The sequence below is a fragment of the Lonsdalea quercina genome, from assembly GCF_900107885.1.
GTDB classification, from domain to species: Bacteria; Pseudomonadota; Gammaproteobacteria; order Enterobacterales; family Enterobacteriaceae; genus Lonsdalea; species Lonsdalea quercina.
This window is the reverse complement of the sequence record NZ_FNQS01000001.1, coordinates 74,404-95,815: the sequence shown is the minus strand read 5'-3', so window position 1 is coordinate 95,815 and position 21,412 is coordinate 74,404. Positions and strand designations below refer to the sequence as shown.

Sequence of the window (21,412 nt, the reverse complement as noted above, 5' to 3'; positions counted from 1 at the left end):
TCCCGACTTTTTTCCTGACAACCTGGCCATTCACGTGACTTCGCGGCGATCTCTCGACATTCGTCGGTCGTTCGCCGGGGGCCTACGCGGTTTCTTTAATCCGCCAGCGGAGCGGTCTGAAACAACCGACGCCGCCGCAGATTCAGTAGTAGTGCAATCAGGCTGAAGCCGATCGATGCCGACAGGGCAAGATCATCGCCTTCGCTGGCGGACAGAGAGAAACACAACCCGGCCAACGCGGCACCCCAAGCTTGTCCATTTACGCGGGCGGCCGCCTGCATCCCGCCCGCGGCTCCGCTGCGGCTGCGCGGTGGCGCAGACAGCATGTCGCGGCTGTTAGGCGACTGGAAAAAACCGAACCCGACGCCGGCTAAAAACAGCCCGCAGAGCAGCCAGAGATCCCTAGTGCCGTGCGGCAACGCCACAATCAGTATCAGCCCGATAATCTGTAGACCGGCACCAGTGGCGCACAGGCTACCTGCCTGAACCCTATCGACGAACGAGGACAGGCCGAGATTCGCCAAAGACGATCCGACGGGCCATGCTGTCATCAGCAGACCGGTTTGCACGATAGTCCGGCCGAGCGAATGCTGCATGTAAAAAGGCAGGGCGACAAATGCGCACATTTGTGCCGCAAACATGCAAAATGACGCGGCGATCGCCCAGCGAAAGCGCGGGATCTTGAACAGATCGAGCGGCAGCAAGGGCGACTCGTCGCCGAGGCAGCGCTTCACCAACCGCCACAGGCATAGCGCCGCAGACAGAATCAGCGTCAAGGCCAGCGCGGGGGATTCGTTGAGCTGGTTGAGACCGATCACGCCGAGGCTCATGCCCAACGCATTGAGCACGATGGCCTGGAGGTCGAATTTGCGCGGCTGACGCGGCGTCATGGGCAGCGCACGGGCGCAGACTAGCGCCAAAATCCCGATGGGAAAGTTGATCACGAATAACCACTCCCAGGGGGCGACGGAGAGCACTGCGGCGCAGATGGAAGGCCCGGCGGCAGAGGAGGCGGTCACGACAAACGCATTGCGCGCGAGTCCCCGGCCGAACGTTTTCGCCGGATAGGTATGGCGCAACAGCGCCGACGTACAGCACATGACGGCTGCCGCGCCCACGCCCTGGATGACGCGCGCGGCGATCAGGCCCGACATGGAGTCGGCCATTGCGCATCCCAATGATGACAGCGTAAAAACCACCACGCCCGCGCTGAAAACTTTACGGTAGCTGATGAATTCGCCCAGTGCGGCCATCGGCAGCAGCGTGGCGATGATAGCCAGCTGATAGCCGTTGACCACCCATACCGAGGTTTGCGCGCTGGCATTCAAAGAATGCGCGATGGTGGGGAGTGCGACATTCGCCAGCGTGCCGTCCAGTACGCTTAGCACGACAGCCAGTGAGACGGACAGGACAGCCCACACCCGCCGCGAACCGGGTAGACCCTCTTCCTGAGAGGGGATGGAAGTCTGTGCAGTTGACGAAGGTTTCATCGCTACGAACATCTCCATACCGTCGTCGTGATAACGAGAGCGGCACTTTTTTATCATCAGAAAGAATGCGTTGAAAAGGGGGTAAAAAACCACAGGGAAGCGCTGGGCCTCCCTGTGGTCTCATTATGGTCTCTCTTTTCAACAGAGATCAACCAAACGGTTTGTTCGCTCATCAACCTACGGGCTGTGAGCGTATGCGCGGAGGGAGCGGAATAGGAGATAGAGCGCCAGGGATCACACACAAGCCCTTTTGGATGATGTCGCGTTTTTTTAGCGTTATAACGCCGGTAGGGCATTAAGAGAAAAACGATGCTGATGCTTTATTCGGCAAATTAAGTCATACGCCCCTTTCGAGTCGATGCGTAGCCGTTCTTGAATCATAAAATTTGCCCTGCAACCCAAACCCGAAGTGCCTGGCAGCACCGACTTCACATCAAATCCACAGGACGATGTTTACCCGCTATCACGGTTTGCGACATTCAGCCCATATTTCTTCGCCCTGCCGACAAATCTCGTCATGAAGATGACTATGGAAAGGCTCTCCTTGTTTAATAAACATTTCTGCGAGTGATGTCATCATATTGACCCTGATGGCCAAGGCAAGTTAGTCCGTTTCTGTTGATAACGGCCCCAAATGTTTTGAGGCGACTTTGTGTCCGCTTCGAACGTTAACGTCTTGGTGTTTTTGTCGTGGCACGAAACAGATGACGTTGATATTTATCTTTCACTGTTGCGGTGATGACAGAGGTATCCAAGCGCATCCCCTGCGCTTTTGAGTATATTGGTATATGGTTATTAGGTCTTATGTGATTTTCATTGTGAAACAGTAATGGAGGTAGGGATCGATGGGTTTATTAAGTTTTGTGAAAGAAGCGGGCGAGAAAATCTGGGATGCCGTATCCGGCGGTAGCAAGGAAGACCAGGCAGAGAAACTAAAAAAACATATTGATAGCCTTAATCTGCCTGGTGCTGAAAAGGTCAATATTGACATCGCGGACGATGGTACCGCAACGGTGACGGGCGACGTTGGCTCACAGGAAGATAAAGAAAAAATTCTGGTGGCGGTAGGGAACGTTACCGGGGTTAGCCAAGTCAACGATAGTGTCACCGTATCGCAAAGCGGGGCGGAGAGCCGTTATTACACGGTAAAATCCGGCGACACCCTGAGCGCGATCTCTAAAGCGATGTATGGTACCGCCAATGACTATCAGCGTATTTTCGAAGCCAATAAACCGATGTTGACGCATCCTGACAAAATCTATCCGGGTCAGGTTCTGATTATTCCGACGAAGTAGGCCGTAAATCAGAGATTTGTAGCAATGATTGTAGGGAGTTTGTCATGGGATTATTAGATCAAATTGGCGGCATGCTCGGCGGGCAGGCCGGTAAGACTGAACAACTACAGGCGATCATGACCTGGGTTGAACAGCAGGGCGGTATCCAAGGCATTATGGAAAAATTTCGTAACGGCGGCTTAGGTGAAATTTTCCAGTCGTGGCTCAGTCAGCAGAGCAATATGTCGGTGAATAGTGAACAGATCACTTCGGTGTTTGGTTCGCCTGCGTTGCAAGATCTTGGCGCGAAACTGGGCGTTGATTTGCATACTGCCTCGGCGCTGATTGCCGAATACTTGCCAAAAATCGTCGATGGTCTGTCACCGCAGGGCGAAACGCCGGCCCATGGCGATCTGGTCTCTGCGGGTCTAAATCTGCTGAAAGGTAAGCTATTCAGTTAGGTTTTCGTCATATGAGTATCCACTCTCAGTCAATGACGGGCTTCTAATCAGGCCTGTCATTGATCATCAGCTAACCTGGTTACCTAATGTCAACGGCTTGCTCATCGCCGTGATCAGCATACCCCAAGGACTGTCGGCTTTGTGCGAGAAGCAGAAGTTGGCATAGGTATGAGGCTACCCGTCGTAAACCGGTCAGGCCCTATTCCTAAAAGGGGAAGGATCAGTCCACTCAAAACCACCACAATGACCGCCGGGAAATGCAAATTACAAGAGCCGGTAAGCTCAGAGATGTGTGTTAGTGAGAGGTATCCCGTTTGGACAGCCTTGCAGAAAGCTCAGCAATAGAGTGATCAACCAGAAGTTCGACAATATCGCTTCGCGTCGTTCCCACCAGCATGGCGAGTTGATCTATTTTACGTAACACGGACATGCGCAAAGATAGCGATACCGCCTTTTTCTTTTCTTTATCCAGTGACACTTTGCTGACAGTTTTGCCCGCTTTGATATCAGCACGAGAGTTCAGTGCTTCATTCATGAGACGAATCGTTTTTTTATCCAGCAATCCAGGCTCAACAAGTTGATACGAGTGAGTCGCTTTACTGTATCTAATCTCGGCAGAGTATGTTTCCCGTAACGCTCTTAGCGCACGCGTTAAAGTGGGCTCGGAACAGGTAAGCTGAGTCATGATCTTTTGGGTCGGTACTGGCGTGCCTGAGCTTAACAAAATGACTAACCGATAAATGCGTGCCTGTCGTGTACTAAGTTGCATAAATGGTGATTGCCTACTGTTGTTGTGATGGCTCAATATCCTAGAAAATACAGGTTATCGTCATGTTTCTCGCTAGGTGAAATCGTTCGGGTGCTGCTATCGGACCAATCTGAACCGTGTTGCTGAAGTTGAACTCGGACTGCTGCCGCGGGTCGATACCCAGGACAACATCTACTTCTACTTCATTTCTAAATCATCGGTCTTCACGCTGAGGCGCAGGGTGAAGCCAGGCACGATGACATGTTTAAAAAGTCGTGTGCTCAGAACGATCCGCGCCAGTTCATCAGACAACCATGAACAGACCGTAAAAGTCTCACACAGCGTTTGGGTTGAACGCCATCTCAGTGAGTTCTCATCCCTTTGCCTTAACGACCTAGAGCCTATCAGGAATAACCTCTATTTTAGGTAAATCGACGGGCAGAAAAATAATCAATTGGGCGGTTTTGCTCTGTGAAGCGCCCCCTGTTGCCGGTGGAGATCAGGCTTGCTCAGCACGCTGTTAAATAGAAGCGGTATCCGCCAGCACTAAATCCTGCTGAGTATATCGGAACGATTATCGTCAAGTTATTGAAGTTCGGCCGCCACAAATCGCCCAAGGGCATGGTGTTCTGCCCACGTCATACGCTGTTGCTGATAATAACGTAGGATCAATTTTTGCTCGTTCATTCATGGTCAGTCCCCACCCAAAGTGGGGAAAGGGGTGAATATAGGCTCGTTAAGGGATAACGCGTCGCGTACCCGAAGTCGTGCCATTGTGTTCTCATCCGTGCTCTGTGATGACGAATGGGCGGCTTTATCCAGGTCGGAACGATAACTCAGGCCCGCCTTGGTACAGCGTTTGCTGACGGAGACGTCCTGTGACCCCATGCTCAGCTATGGGGTGACATGACTAAAATTTACGCGCAAGCCCAGAACGATACCGATCGATTTGCGCAATCTTAACCCCAAGGGCACTCCCCTCAATGTTGATGGGTCAGTGTCACCAGTCGCACACCTTCCGGCGTATTTTCCGATGTAATGCCATAAATCTGAGCCTGTTCGAGCACCCTTGATGCCCAACGACGGTGGGTGGCCGGTTCGCACATAGCACCTTGCGATTTGAAGACAGCCTGACTCGAGTTAAGGATCCGCAGGGCATCTGCATGGTCGTCTGGCGTCACCATCAGCGCTCGCTCAATTTTGGCAATCTGGTTCGGATGGATGGCGGTTTTGCCGACCAGTCCGTGGGCCATATCAAGAGCCAGTTCTTGCTCCATCACGTTATGATCGTCAATGTGTTCGCAGACCGGCGAAGTTAGTGAAAAATCGCGTGAGCCGAAAACGGCCACCAGCATCTTGATAACGTACCCCATCGGGCCGTCATACAGCGTGAGATTGCGCGGACGGCGCAGCGAAATGACGTTCATCAGGTCATTTCCGCCAATACGCAGCGCAATGATCCGGTCATGACACGGATGCGCCACCAGCGTCGTGGCGAGTTCGTGCATCCGCATAACGTCGAAGACGTCTTCAGTTTCTAGCGTCGGCATCATGCAGAGGTGTGTGTCTTTCATGATGTCCCACCAGTGAGGCAGGGAGGCAAGGGTGAACTTGGGCAACACAAGTCCGTCGACCGGCGACAAATCTAAAGAGCGCGTCAGGTAACGGCCCATCTCGACGTGGCGGGGACGAATAAACACCAAGGGCCATTCAGCGCCTTGTCCCTCAGCCTTAGCGGAGCGTAATGCCGCCAATACCTGCTTGAGATTATCCATGGCAGCAGGCACCTCAGCCTCACTCACCGCGTCTTCCAGACAAATAACAATCGAACGCAGTCCTTCAATGTCATTATTGAGCACGCTGTTGGCAATATCAGAACGCGTTGCAGGCATGTAGAGCGTGGCGCCCAGCCGGTAAGGCGATAGTCTCTTTGTCATCAGTGAACCTTTTTAATGATGGTGACGGCACGGTACTGCCCAATGCGATCACCGACCTCAGTGATGGTAATATTTTTTTCACGGGCCAAATACACCAGTAGGGCAACGTCAGGATCGTTAACCGAACGGACGAGAACGTGCTCCGGCACCCGGCGTAATACCGCCCGTGTGGCCTCAGCGATGCCGGGTTTGATCCGGTTGATGCTGTCAATATTGTATTCGGTAGCCAGCGACCCGATGACCTGTTCACTTTGCGACTTCAGCGGTACAAACTCGGCTGGGTTCCACTGGCTCGCGGGGATCGTGTTTAAATCGAGAGATCGGCGGCAATCGGCTACCGTGTCGACCAGTTCACGGCTGCACTCAAACCGACGGAGGTGTTCGCATTGAACGCAGCCGTGTAACCCCTCTGATGACCAGATAGACCGGGAGATAAGCCCTGAAACGGGGGCGCCCATAATACCGAAGGGGATTAACCAGTCATCATCGCTGGCGGCGAGCCAGGAGACACCGCAGGGGTCAGCCAATACAACAAGGCGAGGGTCTTGCGGATACCCGGTTCGTGATGCGAGCGAGCGCCGAAGTTCGCCCGTAATCGCCCCTTTTCCTGTCCAGCCATCGACAAATACCACACCTTCTGTACCGTGCCGGCGTTCAATCCAGTCCATGGCCGTTTCGTCAATACCGCGATCCCGAATGATGCTGACGCCATAGTGGTAAGACTGCTTGCCCATGTCTCGCAGTGTTTGATGCAACATCACGCCAAGAGGCACGCCAGCCCGCACCAGACTGACCAACACAATGGGCGTATCGCCAAAGCGATCGGCCAGGGCTTTCGCCAGCATCACGACTTCTCTCGCCAGACGATCAGCACCCTGATCCAACGCACGGGTAAATAAATCCAGATGCCAGCCAGTCGGCTCAGGCTCCTGACTTAGCATCTCGGAGTAATGCTTGGCTCCGGACTGAATAAGCTGCTCTTTCTGGTCGACGGGCGTCATTTCTATTTCAACTGGCTTGAGAAGAAAGTGAACGTCGTCAGACAAATAAGAACCGGAAAAAGGGGCAAAGGGTTGCATTTATTTCTCTCCGAAAACATGACGGCTGATTTGTTCGGCAAACTGGCTCTGACGAGGCAGACCAAACCAGTGGCATAGCTTCATGAAACGATGATCGCTCAGGCTGTCTCCCAGACCTATGACAGGAAAAACGCCGCGTTGGGCACGCAGTTTGTTTAGCAAATACTGGGTGGCGAGTCCTTTTTCTACCGGTGTGGGTAGCCAGGCAATGTTGTTGCTGTTTTTATGAATATAAAAACCTTCTGTCGGGAAGGCGGCTTCGATTTCATCGCCGAGGGTATAAAGTTCATCCAGTTTGGTGCTATCGGTGTGCTTCATCACCAAATATACCGGGGTGTTGTCATACTCATAATTGATACGCGCCCAACCCTGAATGCCGCGCGCTTCCATCAGCGCGGTGATGTCGCGCTGCATGGTAAGCAGTTGTTCCCGATAGGCCGCCAGGCTGTCCAGCATCTGTGCTTTCCAGGCTTCGTCAGGTTTTCCTTCCGGCGTCAGGATGACGGCTCCGTGAGTCACGATGGACCATGAGCGAAATGGGATCGTGACGCGGCTAATCTCTTCCGTACCCCGGGCAGTGACCGGGATGAAATCTGCATGTTCAAGTAGCCAGTCCACCAGTATGGATTGTTCTTCGGTCATAAAGCTGCGGGCTGTCATGGTTCGGTCTAAAGCACCCGTCCGATAGGGCTCAAGCGCCAGTTCATCCACCATTTTCCTGCGGGTCTGGAATAGCGTGTCATCGAGATCGGAGAAAACCACCGGTTTATTCATAAACGATTACCTCAACGGATGGCGCTACAGCGCTTAAGGCAGCAAGCAGGGCGGGATCTACGCTCTCCTGCGGAGTTTCGATGCACAAAAGAATGCGGTCAAATTGCTGATGAGCAACGTTATAGACAAAATTCGGGATGCCCAGCCCGTAATTATCCGTAAAGGCAATGGCAGACTCAATGGCAAAACCGGTGGATATGGGTGAGCGCGTTGTGCTGCTGAATCTGACTTCTGCGCCTTGGCATTCCAGACGCTCTGCCAGCAATAAAGGTTCCCAGACGAATTCTCCAGAACCTAGCACTAAGACTTTTTCTCCGGCTGACGCCGTGAGTGTTATCCCCAAATCTCTTGCGGGTGTAGCCATGCCCAGACGTCCCCAGCTTTGCTTGCCGGTGATGGCCACGCGGCCTGATGCTGTGACGTTCACATTTGGCATCACGGGGACGGGGGCATCCGGTTTCCCTTCCCAGCGCCAGTCTCCCTGTGCGAGAGAAACCCGTGTGACGGGCAGCGGGCACTGTTCTGTGATGGCGTTTCCGCTCCAGTCCGTTAACGTCACGGTGACGACGCGTTCTACGGCGGACAGACCCGCTTCCGTTCGCAGCGCTTCCAGCAGGTTGATAAATGTCCTTCCCGTCGTGGCTTCATCATCGATAAGCACCAGCGTTCGGGCATTGCTGACATGATCACGAAGCGCGGGGTCCGCCGGGTAATAGAGCAGGTGATCGGTGGCGTGTGAGTGATTTTCTTTAAATTCGCACATCAGCTCGCCGTCGACGGGATGGCGTGTTGAGGTCAGATAAACTGCATCGTCGAAAAGCTTCGCCGCTTCATCAAATACGCCTGCGCCCAGCCCTACGGCCGTTTCCGCCATGCCGATAAAGAGCACTGGCTGCGGCAAATCGGCAGGGAGTTGCTGCGCGAGTTGCCGGTAGGCTGAGCGCATGATGGAAGGCGAAGTAGGAATATGTCGACCTAGCACCTTACTGACAAAGAGAAAAGCCCGCTTGGGATTACGCCGCTCGGCGATATCGAAGAGTGAATCTAATGGCAGTGTTGTGCCGTTAGTTGGGGTGACCGTGAGCGTTCCACCGGACAGTTCTTTGCGATAGACAGGTTGTTCATTAATCGTCATGGCTATACGCCCCCTGGCTGGCTGACAAGTTATCGAGAATTGGGTTGTATCTAATGACGTCAGTCATAGAACGGACAACGGCGGGGGAAAAGCTTTCAATAGCAAGCAATTTGGCCTGCGGTTCCTCGATTAGCCCAAGCTGACGCAGGGCAAAAAGCGCGGGCAGGTTTACACCGCTGTGACGGGTATAACCGATGCCTCCCGATGGCCGCATGTTGATTTCAAGGAGGACGGGTTCACCCCGATCGTTGTTGCGTGTTTGTACGTTTACCAGGCCATCGGCCTGCATAATCCGCGCGCACTTTTTAGCCAGTTCATAGGCAGGGCCTGATTGCTCAATATATTGCAACGCCCCTTCTTTACGGCGGGCGACGGCCGCGATGACGTGACCTTTTTCAACCAACATATCGACGGAGTACTCAGGACCGGGCAGATAAGGCATAAGAACCAGCGGTTCAAAATTTCCCTGCTGTTCCAACGCATGCAAATACATCTCAGGATGCACTTTACGGCTGTTAGGATGGATAAACGCAGACATCGGGGTGGCATTGTCATCGAAGCACCAGAATCCCATGCCATAAATGCCGGTGACCGGTTTTACGCAAAGTAACGGTTTATCCTCTGTGGTGTGGGTGTTGCACTCGATCTGATGGCGAAGGGCTTCCGCGCTCTCAATTCGCGTCGAAGGGACAACGGGCAGGCCTTGGGCTTCCATGGTCAAGGCAAACTGGACTTTGTCGTCTGCCAGCGCCAACATCGCGGTGCTGGTGGCACCTGTGGTGAGGGAAACACCAAGGGATTCAATTTCCCGACGATGGGCTTCGAACCACGGGCTATTGTGGCCGGCATGAATGACCTGAACACCATAATTATCTATGGTGGTTTCGATGAAGCTTAAACGCTGTTCATCATCAGCGGGTTCAATGAGTGCAATATCAGCCAGAGACAGGATCTCATTTCGATTGTTGCGATGAGAGGCAACAACGTTAATTTCTTTATTCGTTCCTTTAAAAAAGTCTTTTACGCCTAAAATTAGATCGCGCTGTGACGATAGACCTTCCATGAACCAGATTGTGTGACCCATCGGCTTTATATTTCCCAGGATGAGTTGAGGGGAGATTTCCAGGAACGAGTCTAGGGGACGCTTTATACACATGTCAATCATAATATGATTAATTTTGTCGAAATGATAATTTGCGATTTTTTGTTTAAAAAACGGATTCTACTTCGTAAAAAAACGTAAAAAATTTAAGAAATATTACTTAAAATCATCTGGTTAATTTATATTTTTCAAAGTGTGTCAAAAATGTATCCCTCGTGCAACTTCGTCATGATATGATTTTTCAGTACGAGGATTCTAGATTTTAAAAAATAATGAATTAACCTATTTCTGAAGGAATGAATAATGGTTTCATTAAGCAAAAATCAAACTGTTTCACTCAGCAAAGAAACATCATCATTAAACCAGCTGCAATTTGGTTTAGGCTGGGATCCTTTGAAAAAGAAAAAAGGATTTTTCGGTAACCTGCTGGGGGGAGGCACCGACTCTATTGATTTAGACGCAGGCTGCGTTCTGTTAGATAACGCTGGCAATGCTATCGATACCATTTGGTTCCGCAAGCTTAAATCAAGCTGTGGCTCCGTTGTTCATCAGGGCGACAACCTGACCGGCGAAGGAGACGGCGATGATGAAGTCATCACCGTAGACCTGACCCGCTTACCTTCACAGGTGGAGTATCTTGCCTTCACGGTTAATAGCTTCCGTGGTCAAACCTTTAATGAAGTCGACAACGCTTTTTGCCGCGTTGTCGATCAGTCCCGCAAAGAGCTGGCTCGGTATCAGCTCACTGAACAAGGCTCGCATACCGGTATTATCATTGCCTCCTTGGCACGCAAGGGCGGCAGTTGGGACTTCACCGCACACGGTAAAGCCTCTACCGGCCGCACCATAGACGATATGCAGGCTGACATTGTTGCTACGGTGGTGCGGTGATGACGATGACGCCGGGGGGCAATGCCCCCATTCCATCACAGGTGCTGACAGTGCGCGTTCTTTCTGGCGTTCCGGTCGACGCCTCTTCGTTCCGTCTATATGCATCAGGTAAAGTGCAGGGCGACCCGGATATGGTGTTTTATGGGCAACCCGTCAACGACGACGCGTCCGTAAAACTCTCCGGTGCCGGTACAGATACGGCCTTTACGGTCGATATCGGCCGTCTTCGCCCCGAAGTGCAAAAGCTGGCCTTCACCGCAACGTGTGACGGCAATATCACGCTTTCCAGCCTGAAACATCTCTCTATCCAGGTCGAGTCGAACGGCAACGTTTTGCTGACCGGTCATGTGGATGTGTCTGGTCGCCAGGAGGCCGCGCTGATCCTCGGCGAAATTTATCGCCGTAACGCCGAATGGAAATTCCGCTTTATCGCGCAAGGTTTTAACGGCGGTCTGAAACCGCTGGCTGAACATTTCGGGGTAGACATTTCTGAAGCGCCGGCGCCGGCGCCGGCACCTGAGCCTGCACCGGTTCCACAACCGAAGTCGGAGCCTGCAAAAATCAGTTTGAGTAAAGTCTCCCTGACCAAAGAAAAGCCCTCCATCAGCCTGGCTAAGCGGGATAATTTCGGCGAAATTAAAATTAACCTTAACTGGAGTCGGGACCGACAGGCACCTAGCGGCATGTTTGGCGGGATGTTCAGTAAAACCAAGGGAATCGATCTGGATTTAGGCGCATTTATTGAACTTCAGGATGGCTCGAAAGGGGTTGTTCAGGCGCTTGGAAACAACTTTGGCCGATTGAATTCAGAGCCTTTCGTTGAATTACAGGGGGATGACCGCACTGGGCAGGTGAATGACGGCGAGTGGTTATATGTCAACGGCGGTGAATGGAAGAAAGTCCGACAGGTGCTGATCTATGCTTTCATTTATGAAGGAGTGGCAAGTTGGGATAAAACGGACGGCGTCGTGACGTTGCATATTCCTGAACAACCCCCGATTGAAACACGCTTAACCGAAGGGTCTAACCGCCACAATATGTGTGCGATCGCCCGTCTGGTGAATGAAAATGGGACCATCAAGGTTGAACGAATCAACCAATTCTTCAGTGGACACAGAGACATGGATAAAGCGCTGGGTTGGGGGTTTCGCTGGTCTGCCGGTTCAAAATAATTTAAATCCTAAGGGTGGAATAATGAGTTTCTTTAACAAAATGAAAGGCGCGTTCAGTGCCGGTCGCGATGAACTGACCAAACAGGTCGGACGCTTTAAAAACAAAAAATTCATGCAGGGTACCGTGGCTGTTTGTGCTCGAATCGCGGTCACCAGTGATGGTGTGAGCTCCGAAGAAAAACAAAAAATGATTGGTTTTCTCCAGGCTTCACCTGAACTGAAAGTTTTCGAGACTAAAGAAGTGATCGCGTTCTTCAATGAATTGGTGGCCAGCTTCAGTTTCGATTACGAAATTGGTAAAGGCGAAACCATGAAATACATTCTTGCGCTCAAAGATCAGCCGGAAGCGGCACAGCTGGCCATTCGCGTCGGTATCGCCGTAGCAAAAAGTGATGGTGACTTCGATCAGTCTGAACAAACGGCTGTAAGAGAAATAGCACTGGCGTTGGGCTTTACTCCGGCTGAATTCGGCCTTTAATTTTATACTCTGGGTTAAGGACTCATTATGGTATCCACGCATATTGGTTTCCCGGCAGAAACGGTCATCGTTTTTGTCTTACTGTCTGTCGGGGCCATCTTTATCGACCTGTTCATGCATCGTCATGACAAACCGATTTCTTTGAAGAGCGCTTCGCTTTGGACCGTGTTCTGGATCGTGGTGGCGATGGCCTTCGCCGGTTTCCTCTATGTTCATCACGGCGCTGAAGTCGCCAGCCTGTTTGTCACCGGTTATGCACTGGAGAAAGTCCTCTCCGTTGATAATCTCTTTGTGATGATGGCGATCTTCTCCTGGTTCGCAGTGCCGGATAATCTCCGCCACCGTGTTCTTTACTGGGGGGTTATTGGCGCCATCGTCTTCCGTGGGATCTTCGTGGCTATCGGGGCCAGCCTGCTGACCTTGGGGCCATGGGTTGAAATCGTCTTTGCCTTAGTCGTTCTGTGGACGGCGGTCATGATGCTGAAAAGCGGTGACGACGATGACGCAATTGAAGATTACTCCCAGCATATTGCCTACCGTATGGTGAAGCGTTTCTTCCCGATTTGGCCGAAATTGAAAGGGCACGCGTTCCTGTTAAGCCAGAAAGAAGTTGATGTTGAACTGGCAAAACCAGAAAACAAAGACATTAAAGTCGGCCGCGCGGGCAAAGCGGCTCTGTACGCAACCCCGCTGATGCTTTGTCTTGCGGTTGTGGAACTGTCCGATGTGATGTTTGCTTTCGACTCCGTACCCGCTGTTATCGCTGTAAGCCGCGAGCCGCTGATTGTGTACAGCGCCATGATGTTCGCTATTCTCGGTCTGCGTACTATGTACTTTGTACTGGAAGCGCTCAAGCAGTACCTGGCCCACCTCGAAAAAGCCGTCATTGTGCTGCTGTTTTTCATTGGTGTGAAACTGGGGCTGAATGCGACCGATCATCTGTGGCACCACGGCTACAATATCTCTGCCAATGCGAGTCTTTTCGTTGTTCTAGGGGTACTGGCTGTGGGTATTATTGTCAGCGTGTTGTTCCCTGGAAAAGCTGATGCTGAGGAAGGTAAAGAGGGTTAAGACCCCAAGACCTTCACTTTGACTAATCGCGTTAACCATTGAGGATAGAATTATGGGTGTTTCTCTTTCTAAAGGCGGTAATGTTTCTTTGAGCAAAGAAGCGCCAACAATGAAAAATATGTTGGTCGGTCTGGGGTGGGATGCTCGCTCTACTGACGGTCAGGACTTCGATCTTGATGCTTCGGCATTCCTACTTAACAGCAACGGTAAAGTACGCGGCGATACGGACTTCATCTTCTATAACAACCTGAAATCCACCGACGGTTCCGTGTTGCATACTGGCGACAACCGTACCGGCGAAGGCGACGGTGATGATGAAGCCCTGAAAATCAAACTCGACCAGATCCCTGCTGACGTGGACAAAATTGTGTTCGTGGTGACTATCCATGACGCAACGGCCCGTCGTCAAAGTTTCGGTCAGGTTTCCGGTGCATTCATTCGTTTGGTGAATGATGACAATCAACAGGAAGTGGCTCGTTATGACCTGACTGAGGATGCCTCAACCGAAACCGCCATGCTGTTTGGTGAACTGTATCGTCACAGCGCCGAATGGAAATTCCGTGCTGTAGGCCAGGGTTACGCTGGGGGTCTGGCGTCTGTTTGCGCGCAGTACGGTATCAACGCGTCTTAATTGACTTAACGTCACGTTGCAACGGCATTTTTGTCGTAACCCAACAGGCGGTTTTCGCCGCCTGCTTTTATAAATATTAAATTATTACAGGAGTTCAAAAATGGCAGTATCACTGGTTAAAGGCGGTAACGTATCCTTAACGAAAGAAGCGCCGACTATGAATGTCGCGATGGCCGGTTTGGGGTGGGATGCTCGCGTGACCGATGGTGCAGCATTTGACCTTGATGCGTCTGTCTTCATGGTTGGGGATGACGGCAAAGTCATCTCTGATGCCTCTTTCATTTTCTTTAACAACAAAACCAGCACCTGCGGTTCCGTAAACCATATGGGTGATAACCGTGACGGTGCTGGCGACGGCGATGATGAGCAGGTCAAAGTTGATCTGGCTAAAATCCCTGCTGAAGTGAAAAAGCTGGTGTTTGCTGTGACTATTTATGATGCGGAAGCGCGTAAACAAAACTTCGGCATGGTTAGCAACAGCTATATGCGTGTTTACAACAACGACAACGGCACTGAAATTGCCCGTTTCGATCTGTCGGAAGATGCATCTACTGAAACTGCAATGGTGTTTGGCGAACTGTATCGTCACAACGCTGAGTGGAAATTTAAAGCGGTAGGTCAGGGTTTTGCGGGTGGTTTAGCCGCCTTGGCTTCACAGCACGGCGTGAACATTTAACGTTCACGTAAACCTGATAGCCCCGTTGGTAAAACATCGGGGCTTTTTTTTTATAAAAAAAGGATAAAGCTTGCTACATACCGGGCAAAAAAATGATGAAGGGACGGGAATAATTTCCCTCATTATCGGTGCGCAGGGGGTATTCCTTTCGCGATCATTGCCGTGGAACGGCAGCACTACCGCCAGATAACCCGTTTACAGGCGGGAAAGGAAAACGCTTTCAGATCTTTGGTGATTTCACTCCTCTGTTATTCACTCTTGCGAACCAACAGACAAAAGACGAATGCCTGTTCGTGTTACAGCTGCGTAATAATCTTTCACTGAAAACAGGACTGTCAGACATGGAATTACAATCCGGGCAAAACATCGCGTTAAACCAAAGCGCGTTACGCATCTCTGTGTTGCATCCAAAAACAGCAACATTTCGCAGTGATATCGATCTTTCCGCTTTCATGCTTACGGCTCAGAATAAGGTACGTGGAGATAATGATTTCATTTTCTTCAATCAGCCCTCGACATCGAACGGAAGCGTCAACCTGTCCTCATCAGGGGAATGTGGCATCTTTACGCTAGACCTTAACTGTATCGACAGCGATATCTCGAAAATTGCCATTGCGTTGGCGATCGACGGCGCGGATTCTGTCTCAGGCTTACAGCGTATTCAGCTGAATGTTGAGGGTAGTGCGACGTTCAGTGTGTCGCCTCTGGCCGGAAGAACTGAAAAGGCTCTAATTCTGGGTGAGGTATATCGGTACAATGGTGGCTGGAAATTCAGGGCACAGGGGCAGGGCTTCAATGGAGGGCTTGAGCCGCTGGCCCTCAATTACGGGGTTGACGTGTTATCGCCCACTGCCGCCCCGATACCTGCAAATCCGACCGTAAGTTTGGAAAAACGTGTACAGGAAAAATCGCCACGGCTCGTCAGTTTGGCTAAAAATGCCAGCGTCAGTCTGCAAAAATTTAACCTCCAATCGGTTAAAGCAAAGGTGGCGTTTGTGCTGGATGCTTCAGGTTCCATGAATAGTGAGTTTAAGAAAGGTCATGTGCAGGCTGTACTAGATCGTATTGCAGTGCTGGCAGTGCAATTTGATGACGACGGGGCCATGGATGTCTGGGGATTTGCAGCGAAACATCAAAAATATGAAGACGTGACGCTGGATAATCTGGATGGCTATATCGAGCGGATCCAAAAAACCGGCAAACGTGGCTCAAGAGAGTTGTTACCGGGGCTAGGCGGCATTAATAACGAACCGCCCTGCATGACAGAAATCGTCGATTTCTTCGAAGACAGTCAATTACCGGTTTATGTGGTGTTCATCACTGACGGGGGAATCAGTAAAACCCGAGCCATCAAAGATGCAATCCGCCGTTCGGCAAATCATGCCATTTTCTGGAAGTTTGTCGGTCTGGGTGGCAGCCACTATGGCATTCTTGAGCAGTTGGATGATTTTACCGATCGCCGGATTGATAACACTCACTTCTTCCCGATTGATGATTTTGCAAAAATGAGTGATGAGAAACTCTACGATTTGCTGCTCGAAGAATTTAACGACTGGAACCAGACTGCGAGAAAAGAAGCCCTTTTTGCTTAATCATAAGCCTTTGTTGGCGATGGTTTCATTTTAATGTCTGAACATGAGCCCCTACGGGGCTAGTGACGTAGGCCTTTAATTTTGGCGATGGGAGGTTTACGTCTCCCCCAGGCACTGTGGAAATGCCGCCAGTAGGGTTCTTGCGCCGCGGCCAGCATCTCATAATCACCACGGGTATCGCCCCACGCCCGCAGATGATAGGAAGAAAGCGGCCCGTACTCAGCCTCCAGTCTTGCCACTTTTTGCGCACACCGGCAGTTGCGGTCACGGATACGGCCCGTCAGCACGCCGTCTTTGACGTCTAAATTTGTCCCTATCAAACGGATTCCTAACTTATCGGCAAAGGGCTGTAGCACGATCGAGGGTGAAGCCGAGCAAATCGTCACAATGACGCCGGAGTCGACCTGCGCAGCCACGGCAGTCAGGCCTGAAGGGCGCATCAGACGGTCCCAGTATTTATCACAAAACTCAACGGCTTTCTGCTCAACCCACTGGGCTTCGATGCCAGTCAGGAAGGTGCGGATCAAAACTTCTTTTAGTTCATCACGGGTGATCCTGCGGCCTATGCATTTCAGCGTGGGGATCACAAGACGGACAAGGCGCTTTGCAAAAATACGTTTTCCAAAGGCAAAGCGTAAAAAGGGAATAAAGCTGTCACGCTTGGTGAGCGTTCCGTCGAAATCAAAGACTGAGAGAGAATTACTGCTGTTTACGACCTCATTTACCATCTGTCCATCTACTCCATGAGTCACGCTGCTACCTTTAAACTCGGGAAGCAGCACTTTTACAATGTGAATACGCCATTCTAACCGTCTTTCTCTCAATGGCCCATTGACTCGACTCAGGCGCGATAAAATTTGGTTTTATGACCATGTCTTGTTGCTTTTATGCCAGCCCAGCGCCACGGCATTGAAATGCTTAACCGGTGGACGCGCCGCCTGCTCAGCGGTACGTTGTTGCGCCGAATTGAGGTTCTGCGCCAGCAAGTTACGAATACCGTCGCGCTGTTGACGAGCATCAGCCAGAGAGACATCAGGATAGGAACCCAAGCCGAGGCGGGATTCTTTTCTATTGATACGATATTTGAGATACCAGAGACGTGAGCCGCGGGGATTGACCAAAAGGGACAGGCCGCGAGAATCGGAAACTTTGAAGGGTTTAGCGGATGGTTTTAAGCTGCGGATTTTTTGTGTCGTTAAGAGACATTTGGGGGGCTTTCCGTCATCGAGCTGAAATGACCCCAAATCAGACCACCTATCTTGCCCGATGCAGAGGGGGAAATGAAAATACATCGGGAAGAGCTTTCACGCTAACCTCTTGAATCAAATGTGCAAATAGGGATTCGCAGGGATGCATGAAAACAGGAAAATGGCTCCTCTGACTGGACTCGAACCAGTGACATACGGATTAACAGTCCGCCGTTCTACCGACTGAACTACAGAGGAATCGGTAAGTGCGGAGGATAATAGCGGCAGCGGCGGGCCTTGTCAAAGCAAGATACGTATCTCCATGTTTGTTTGATGAACTTATAACCAACCCGTTGAATTTTCGGATTTAGTGGACATATTTGATCAGGAATACTACGGCGGCAGTAGAGGAAATGCACTTCACCGTGGCAGTGAATGCACTATCACGGTGCAGTTCGGTTGGCTGGGTTCGAATATGCCAGTCAGGAGAGGGAAACGCCACACGCCTGGACCATTGCTTTTACTTATTTTTAAGTCAGTTAAGTCCCATAACACTTTTTTTTACCAAAAATTTTTGATTTGGCGTAGTTCTTGCTACCTCTTGTGAGGTAACCATTCTGGAGGTACGCATGAATCTGAGACGGCTCAAATACTTTGTGAAAATTGTAGATATCGGTAGCCTCACGCAAGCAGCAGAGTTGCTGCACATTGCGCAACCCGCGCTGAGTCAACAAGTCGCCACGTTGGAGAGCGAGCTTGAACAGCAATTGCTGGTGCGCAGTCGCCGTGGCGTTACCCCAACTGATGCTGGTAAAGTTTTATATTCCCATGCGCAAGCCATTTTACACCAGTGCGAACAAGCTAAGACGGCCGTTAATGGAGTGCGCCAAACTGTTAACGTCTGAAAAATGAAAACGGCCAGCAATCATCCATTGCCGGCCGTTTTTCGTCTTGCCCACCTGATATGACAATCCTTTTAGATATCTAATCGACCATGAAGCGTTCGGGTTACATGGCCGTTGTTGGTCAGGCGTGCTGTTTTTTCTTACGCATCAGGATGTAAGCGACGGTCAGGACCAGGAACCATACGGGGGTAACGATAAGCGCCTGACGCGTATCCGGTTGAAGAGTCAGCAATACCAAAACAAATGCGAAGAAAGCAAGGCAGACCCAGCACATCAATTTGCCCAGCGGCATTTTATATTGGGACGCTTCATGTAGCTGTGGTCGCTGTTTACGGTAGGCAAGATATGAGCAGAGGATGATGCTCCAAATAAACATAAACAGAATCGCCGAAACGGTGGTGACTAACGTGAACACCGTCATCACGTTCGGGATAAGGTAAATCAATACGACGCCGGACAGCATGCACGTGCAGGAGAAAAGGAGTCCGGCAGAGGGGACGGCGCGCTTTGATAACACACTGAAACGTCGCGGAGCATCACCTTGTTTGGCTAGCCCGAACAGCATGCGGCTGGTGGAAAATACGCCGCTGTTGGCGGAGGATGCGGCGGAAGTCAGTACGACAAAGTTGATGACGCTGGCCGCTGCAGGCAGACCGACCAAAATAAACATCTCAACGAACGGACTGCGGTCGGACGCAATGTGATCCCAGGAGGTAACCGACATGATCATCACCAGCGAGAAAACATAAAACATGATGATGCGGATGGGAATAGCGTTGATAGCTCGCGGCAGAACGACCGTAGGGTTTTTGGTCTCGGCGGCGGTGGTCCCCACCAGCTCGATGCCGACAAAGGCAAACACCGCAATCTGGAAACCCGCAAAAAAGCCGGTAATACCCTGCGGAAACATGCCGCCGTGGCTCCATAAGTTGGTGAAGGAGGCGGTATTTCCTGAGGGGGACGGATAGTGAATAAAGACTAGTCCGGCGCCGATGATAATCAGGGCGGCGATGGCGATGATTTTAATCATGGCGAACCAGAACTCCATTTCGCCGAAGAGTTTTACCGTCGCCAAGTTCAGCGTTAACAGGAGCAAAACACACAGCAAGGAGGATATCCACTGTGATAGGCCGGGGAACCAAAACTGGGCGTAGGAGCTGATGGCTACAACGTCGGCGATCCCTGTGACGACCCAGCAGAACCAATACGTCCAACCGGTGAAGAAGCCGGCCCAGGGGCCCAATAAATCCGCGGCAAAGTCGCTGAAGGATTTATAGTTCAGGTTTGAGAGTAACAGTTCACCCATCGCCCTCATAACGAAGAACAACATGAAGCCGATGATCATGTAGACGAAGATGATAGAAGGGCCGGCCAGGCTGATTGTTTTTCCCGATCCCATGAAAAGACCGGTACCGATCGCCCCCCCGATAGCAATGAGCTGAATGTGTCGGTTGTTGAGGTTTCTCCGCAGGTCGCCATGCGGATTCGCTTCGGCGGTCTGGGTACCCGTTTTGGATTGTTCAGACATTCAAGTATGTTTCCTGTTCTTGTCCGTGATGTGGTGTTTTATTGAGCTCTTAAGTGGCTCTTGGCTTTTTATGTTGAAAGCAGGCAATAATATCACACTGTGACGGCGATGATTATATGGAGAGAAAATGATGTGATTGAACCATGATGAAATAATGCTCAGGAAGGCGAAAATATTAGCAATCAAGATTTAGGCGCGGTCAAACAATATAAAGATAAAGCATCTGGCGTTGAAGAGACCAGCCATTCTGTGATTTATCACCAATTCAATTTCCTTCTCGTCTTTGGGGTAAAAAAATAATAAGAACTGTTTGACAGAAAGCGATGGGGAGGTAATAATCCGTCCCCGTTGGGTCGTTAGCTCAGTTGGTAGAGCAGTTGACTCTTAATCAATTGGTCCGGGGTTCGAGCCCCCGACGACCCACCAACACTCCACCAACACTCCACCAACACTCCATCAACACCTCGTAATTCATTATATTTCCCCCTTACTTTCTCTAAAGAATAAAATTACTCACTATTTATCAATTTTTATTGATATACAAAATGTGTTTTATTTCTAATATGTGTTTGGAATGTTAAGCGTGTAATAAGGAAACCGATCGTCTCTGTACTGTTTTTGGGGATGAGCGCTTTCATCAGCATGCTTGGGGTAAGAGTGCACCGTCGTGATTCTTTATGTACGAATCGAGCCAAAGCGAAGGATGTCTTGCCGATCGGCAGATACTGACCGGCAGGAGAAGGTTATCTGCGGTAAACCGTTTTAATTTGTTTCATCGTATGACTTAGAACCGCAGACTGATTTTGATCTTCCAACTGTTCAATATATTTTTCCATTCTCACCATCACTTTACCGGCATCGGCCTGACCGATGGATTTCAGCAACAGCGTTAGTACGGCTTTAAGACAGGTCACCTCATGAGCGAGAGCTTCGACAGAGGTTTCTGTCGAAAAATCGGCCTTATTCATATTTACTCCTTATAAAGATAAGTCCAGTAAGATTGATCTGTTATGTCGTCAATACCTTGAAATGACGGACATACCAAAAAATTGGGCCGCATTATAACATAGGTAATCTCAGTACGGTTTCAGTTAATGAATGGCCTGTTTTTATATATGGAATTAGAGGGACTATTTCGCCGGTGGTTATATTTTCATAAATGTATCTCTAAGCTTTAATACCAAAAAAATGTATCTCTATGGCACTATTTTGGTATTTTTAGGGTGCATTTTATGCTGTAGAAAATAGTCGCCCTGAGGCACAAGTGAGGCTATAATCGAC

Annotated in this window: 19 protein-coding genes, 2 tRNA genes and 2 pseudogenes; 11 read left to right on the top strand and 12 right to left on the bottom strand. The window is 50.6% G+C overall.

The window, feature by feature from the left end:
• Window positions 1–95: 95 nt before the first annotated feature.
• Window positions 96–1,508, bottom strand: coding sequence for an MFS transporter (locus BLU64_RS00465; RefSeq protein ID WP_175527791.1), 1,413 nt, complete (start codon window positions 1,506–1,508; stop codon window positions 96–98).
• Window positions 1,509–2,335: 827 nt separating this feature from the next.
• On the opposite strand from BLU64_RS00465, the gene lysM reads away from it, so the two are divergent.
• Together lysM and BLU64_RS00455 are read left to right on the top strand one after the other, a co-directional pair.
• Window positions 2,336–2,785 carry a peptidoglycan-binding protein LysM gene (gene lysM / locus BLU64_RS00460; RefSeq protein ID WP_026743061.1) on the top strand — a complete coding sequence of 150 codons (450 nt, stop codon included), beginning with the start codon at window positions 2,336–2,338 and terminating at the stop codon, window positions 2,783–2,785.
• A 44-nt stretch (window positions 2,786–2,829) separates the two neighbouring features.
• Entirely contained in the window at window positions 2,830–3,225 is a 396-nt protein-coding gene (locus BLU64_RS00455; RefSeq protein ID WP_026743060.1) for a YidB family protein, read from the top strand.
• A 295-nt stretch (window positions 3,226–3,520) separates the two neighbouring features.
• On the opposite strand, the gene BLU64_RS00450 is transcribed toward BLU64_RS00455, so the two are convergent.
• The 6 genes from BLU64_RS00450 to BLU64_RS00425 all read right to left on the bottom strand — a co-directional run bounded on the left by BLU64_RS00450 (window position 3,521) and on the right by BLU64_RS00425 (window position 9,982).
• A complete protein-coding gene (locus tag BLU64_RS00450; RefSeq protein WP_026743059.1) occupies window positions 3,521–3,994 on the bottom strand; it encodes a hypothetical protein in 474 nt (157 codons plus the stop codon).
• Between the two features lie 959 nt (window positions 3,995–4,953).
• Window positions 4,954–5,910 carry an HpcH/HpaI aldolase/citrate lyase family protein gene (locus tag BLU64_RS00445; protein WP_026743058.1) on the bottom strand — a complete coding sequence of 319 codons (957 nt, stop codon included), beginning with the start codon at window positions 5,908–5,910 and terminating at the stop codon, window positions 4,954–4,956.
• A complete protein-coding gene (locus BLU64_RS00440; protein WP_074727636.1) occupies window positions 5,910–6,989 on the bottom strand; it encodes a cysteine protease StiP family protein in 1,080 nt (359 codons plus the stop codon). Before BLU64_RS00440 ends, BLU64_RS00445 begins: the two co-directional genes overlap by 1 nt.
• Entirely contained in the window at window positions 6,990–7,763 is a 774-nt protein-coding gene (locus tag BLU64_RS00435; protein ID WP_026743056.1) for an HAD family hydrolase, read from the bottom strand.
• Window positions 7,756–8,898: a phosphoribosyltransferase domain-containing protein gene (locus BLU64_RS00430; protein ID WP_036153062.1), complete on the bottom strand. Its 1,143-nt coding sequence runs from the start codon at window positions 8,896–8,898 to the stop codon at window positions 7,756–7,758. The genes BLU64_RS00435 and BLU64_RS00430 overlap by 8 nt, the downstream gene beginning before the upstream one ends.
• Window positions 8,888–9,982 carry an ATP-grasp domain-containing protein gene (locus BLU64_RS00425; protein WP_026743054.1) on the bottom strand — a complete coding sequence of 365 codons (1,095 nt, stop codon included), beginning with the start codon at window positions 9,980–9,982 and terminating at the stop codon, window positions 8,888–8,890. Before BLU64_RS00425 ends, BLU64_RS00430 begins: the two co-directional genes overlap by 11 nt.
• Before the next feature lie 321 nt (window positions 9,983–10,303).
• On the opposite strand from BLU64_RS00425, the gene BLU64_RS00420 reads away from it, so the two are divergent.
• From BLU64_RS00420 to BLU64_RS00390, 7 genes are all read left to right on the top strand, one after another.
• On the top strand, window positions 10,304–10,891 hold the full coding sequence (locus BLU64_RS00420) for a TerD family protein (RefSeq protein WP_026743053.1): 588 nt from the start codon (window positions 10,304–10,306) through the stop codon (window positions 10,889–10,891).
• A complete protein-coding gene (locus BLU64_RS00415) occupies window positions 10,891–12,063 on the top strand; it encodes a TerD family protein (protein ID WP_074727634.1) in 1,173 nt (390 codons plus the stop codon). Before BLU64_RS00420 ends, BLU64_RS00415 begins: the two co-directional genes overlap by 1 nt.
• A 22-nt stretch (window positions 12,064–12,085) precedes the next feature.
• Window positions 12,086–12,541, top strand: a complete 456-nt coding sequence (locus BLU64_RS00410) for a tellurite resistance TerB family protein (RefSeq protein WP_026743051.1) — start codon at window positions 12,086–12,088, stop codon at window positions 12,539–12,541.
• A 27-nt stretch (window positions 12,542–12,568) separates the two neighbouring features.
• Entirely contained in the window at window positions 12,569–13,612 is a 1,044-nt protein-coding gene (locus tag BLU64_RS00405) for a TerC/Alx family metal homeostasis membrane protein (protein WP_026743050.1), read from the top strand.
• 52 nt (window positions 13,613–13,664) lie between these two features.
• Entirely contained in the window at window positions 13,665–14,243 is a 579-nt protein-coding gene (locus BLU64_RS00400) for a TerD family protein (RefSeq protein WP_074727632.1), read from the top strand.
• Window positions 14,244–14,343: 100 nt separating this feature from the next.
• Entirely contained in the window at window positions 14,344–14,919 is a 576-nt protein-coding gene (locus BLU64_RS00395) for a TerD family protein (RefSeq protein ID WP_026743048.1), read from the top strand.
• A gap of 341 nt (window positions 14,920–15,260) precedes the next feature.
• Window positions 15,261–16,511, top strand: coding sequence for a vWA domain-containing protein (locus BLU64_RS00390; RefSeq protein WP_026743047.1), 1,251 nt, complete (start codon window positions 15,261–15,263; stop codon window positions 16,509–16,511).
• A 59-nt stretch (window positions 16,512–16,570) separates the two neighbouring features.
• Here the strand turns inward: BLU64_RS00390 and BLU64_RS00385 are convergent, their stop codons facing one another.
• The 3 genes and pseudogenes from BLU64_RS00385 to BLU64_RS00375 all read right to left on the bottom strand — a co-directional run bounded on the left by BLU64_RS00385 (window position 16,571) and on the right by BLU64_RS00375 (window position 17,956).
• On the bottom strand, window positions 16,571–17,239 hold the full coding sequence (locus BLU64_RS00385; protein ID WP_074727630.1) for an HAD family hydrolase: 669 nt from the start codon (window positions 17,237–17,239) through the stop codon (window positions 16,571–16,573).
• A gap of 138 nt (window positions 17,240–17,377) precedes the next feature.
• Window positions 17,378–17,717, bottom strand: a pseudogene (locus tag BLU64_RS00380) (Arm DNA-binding domain-containing protein); the annotation flags it as partial.
• A gap of 163 nt (window positions 17,718–17,880) precedes the next feature.
• A tRNA-Asn gene (locus tag BLU64_RS00375) sits at window positions 17,881–17,956 on the bottom strand.
• A 371-nt stretch (window positions 17,957–18,327) separates the two neighbouring features.
• Between BLU64_RS00375 and BLU64_RS00370 the strand changes: the two are divergent.
• Window positions 18,328–18,594: pseudogene (locus BLU64_RS00370) on the top strand (LysR family transcriptional regulator); the annotation flags it as partial.
• 130 nt (window positions 18,595–18,724) lie between these two features.
• On the opposite strand, the gene cycA reads toward BLU64_RS00370, so the two are convergent.
• On the bottom strand, window positions 18,725–20,131 hold the full coding sequence (gene cycA, locus BLU64_RS00365) for a D-serine/D-alanine/glycine transporter (protein WP_026743044.1): 1,407 nt from the start codon (window positions 20,129–20,131) through the stop codon (window positions 18,725–18,727).
• Between the two features lie 350 nt (window positions 20,132–20,481).
• On the opposite strand from cycA, the gene BLU64_RS00360 reads away from it, so the two are divergent.
• A tRNA-Lys gene (locus tag BLU64_RS00360) sits at window positions 20,482–20,557 on the top strand.
• 317 nt (window positions 20,558–20,874) lie between these two features.
• On the opposite strand, the gene BLU64_RS00355 is transcribed toward BLU64_RS00360, so the two are convergent.
• Window positions 20,875–21,099 carry a DUF2594 family protein gene (locus BLU64_RS00355; protein ID WP_026743043.1) on the bottom strand — a complete coding sequence of 75 codons (225 nt, stop codon included), beginning with the start codon at window positions 21,097–21,099 and terminating at the stop codon, window positions 20,875–20,877.
• Window positions 21,100–21,412: the final 313 nt, after the last annotated feature.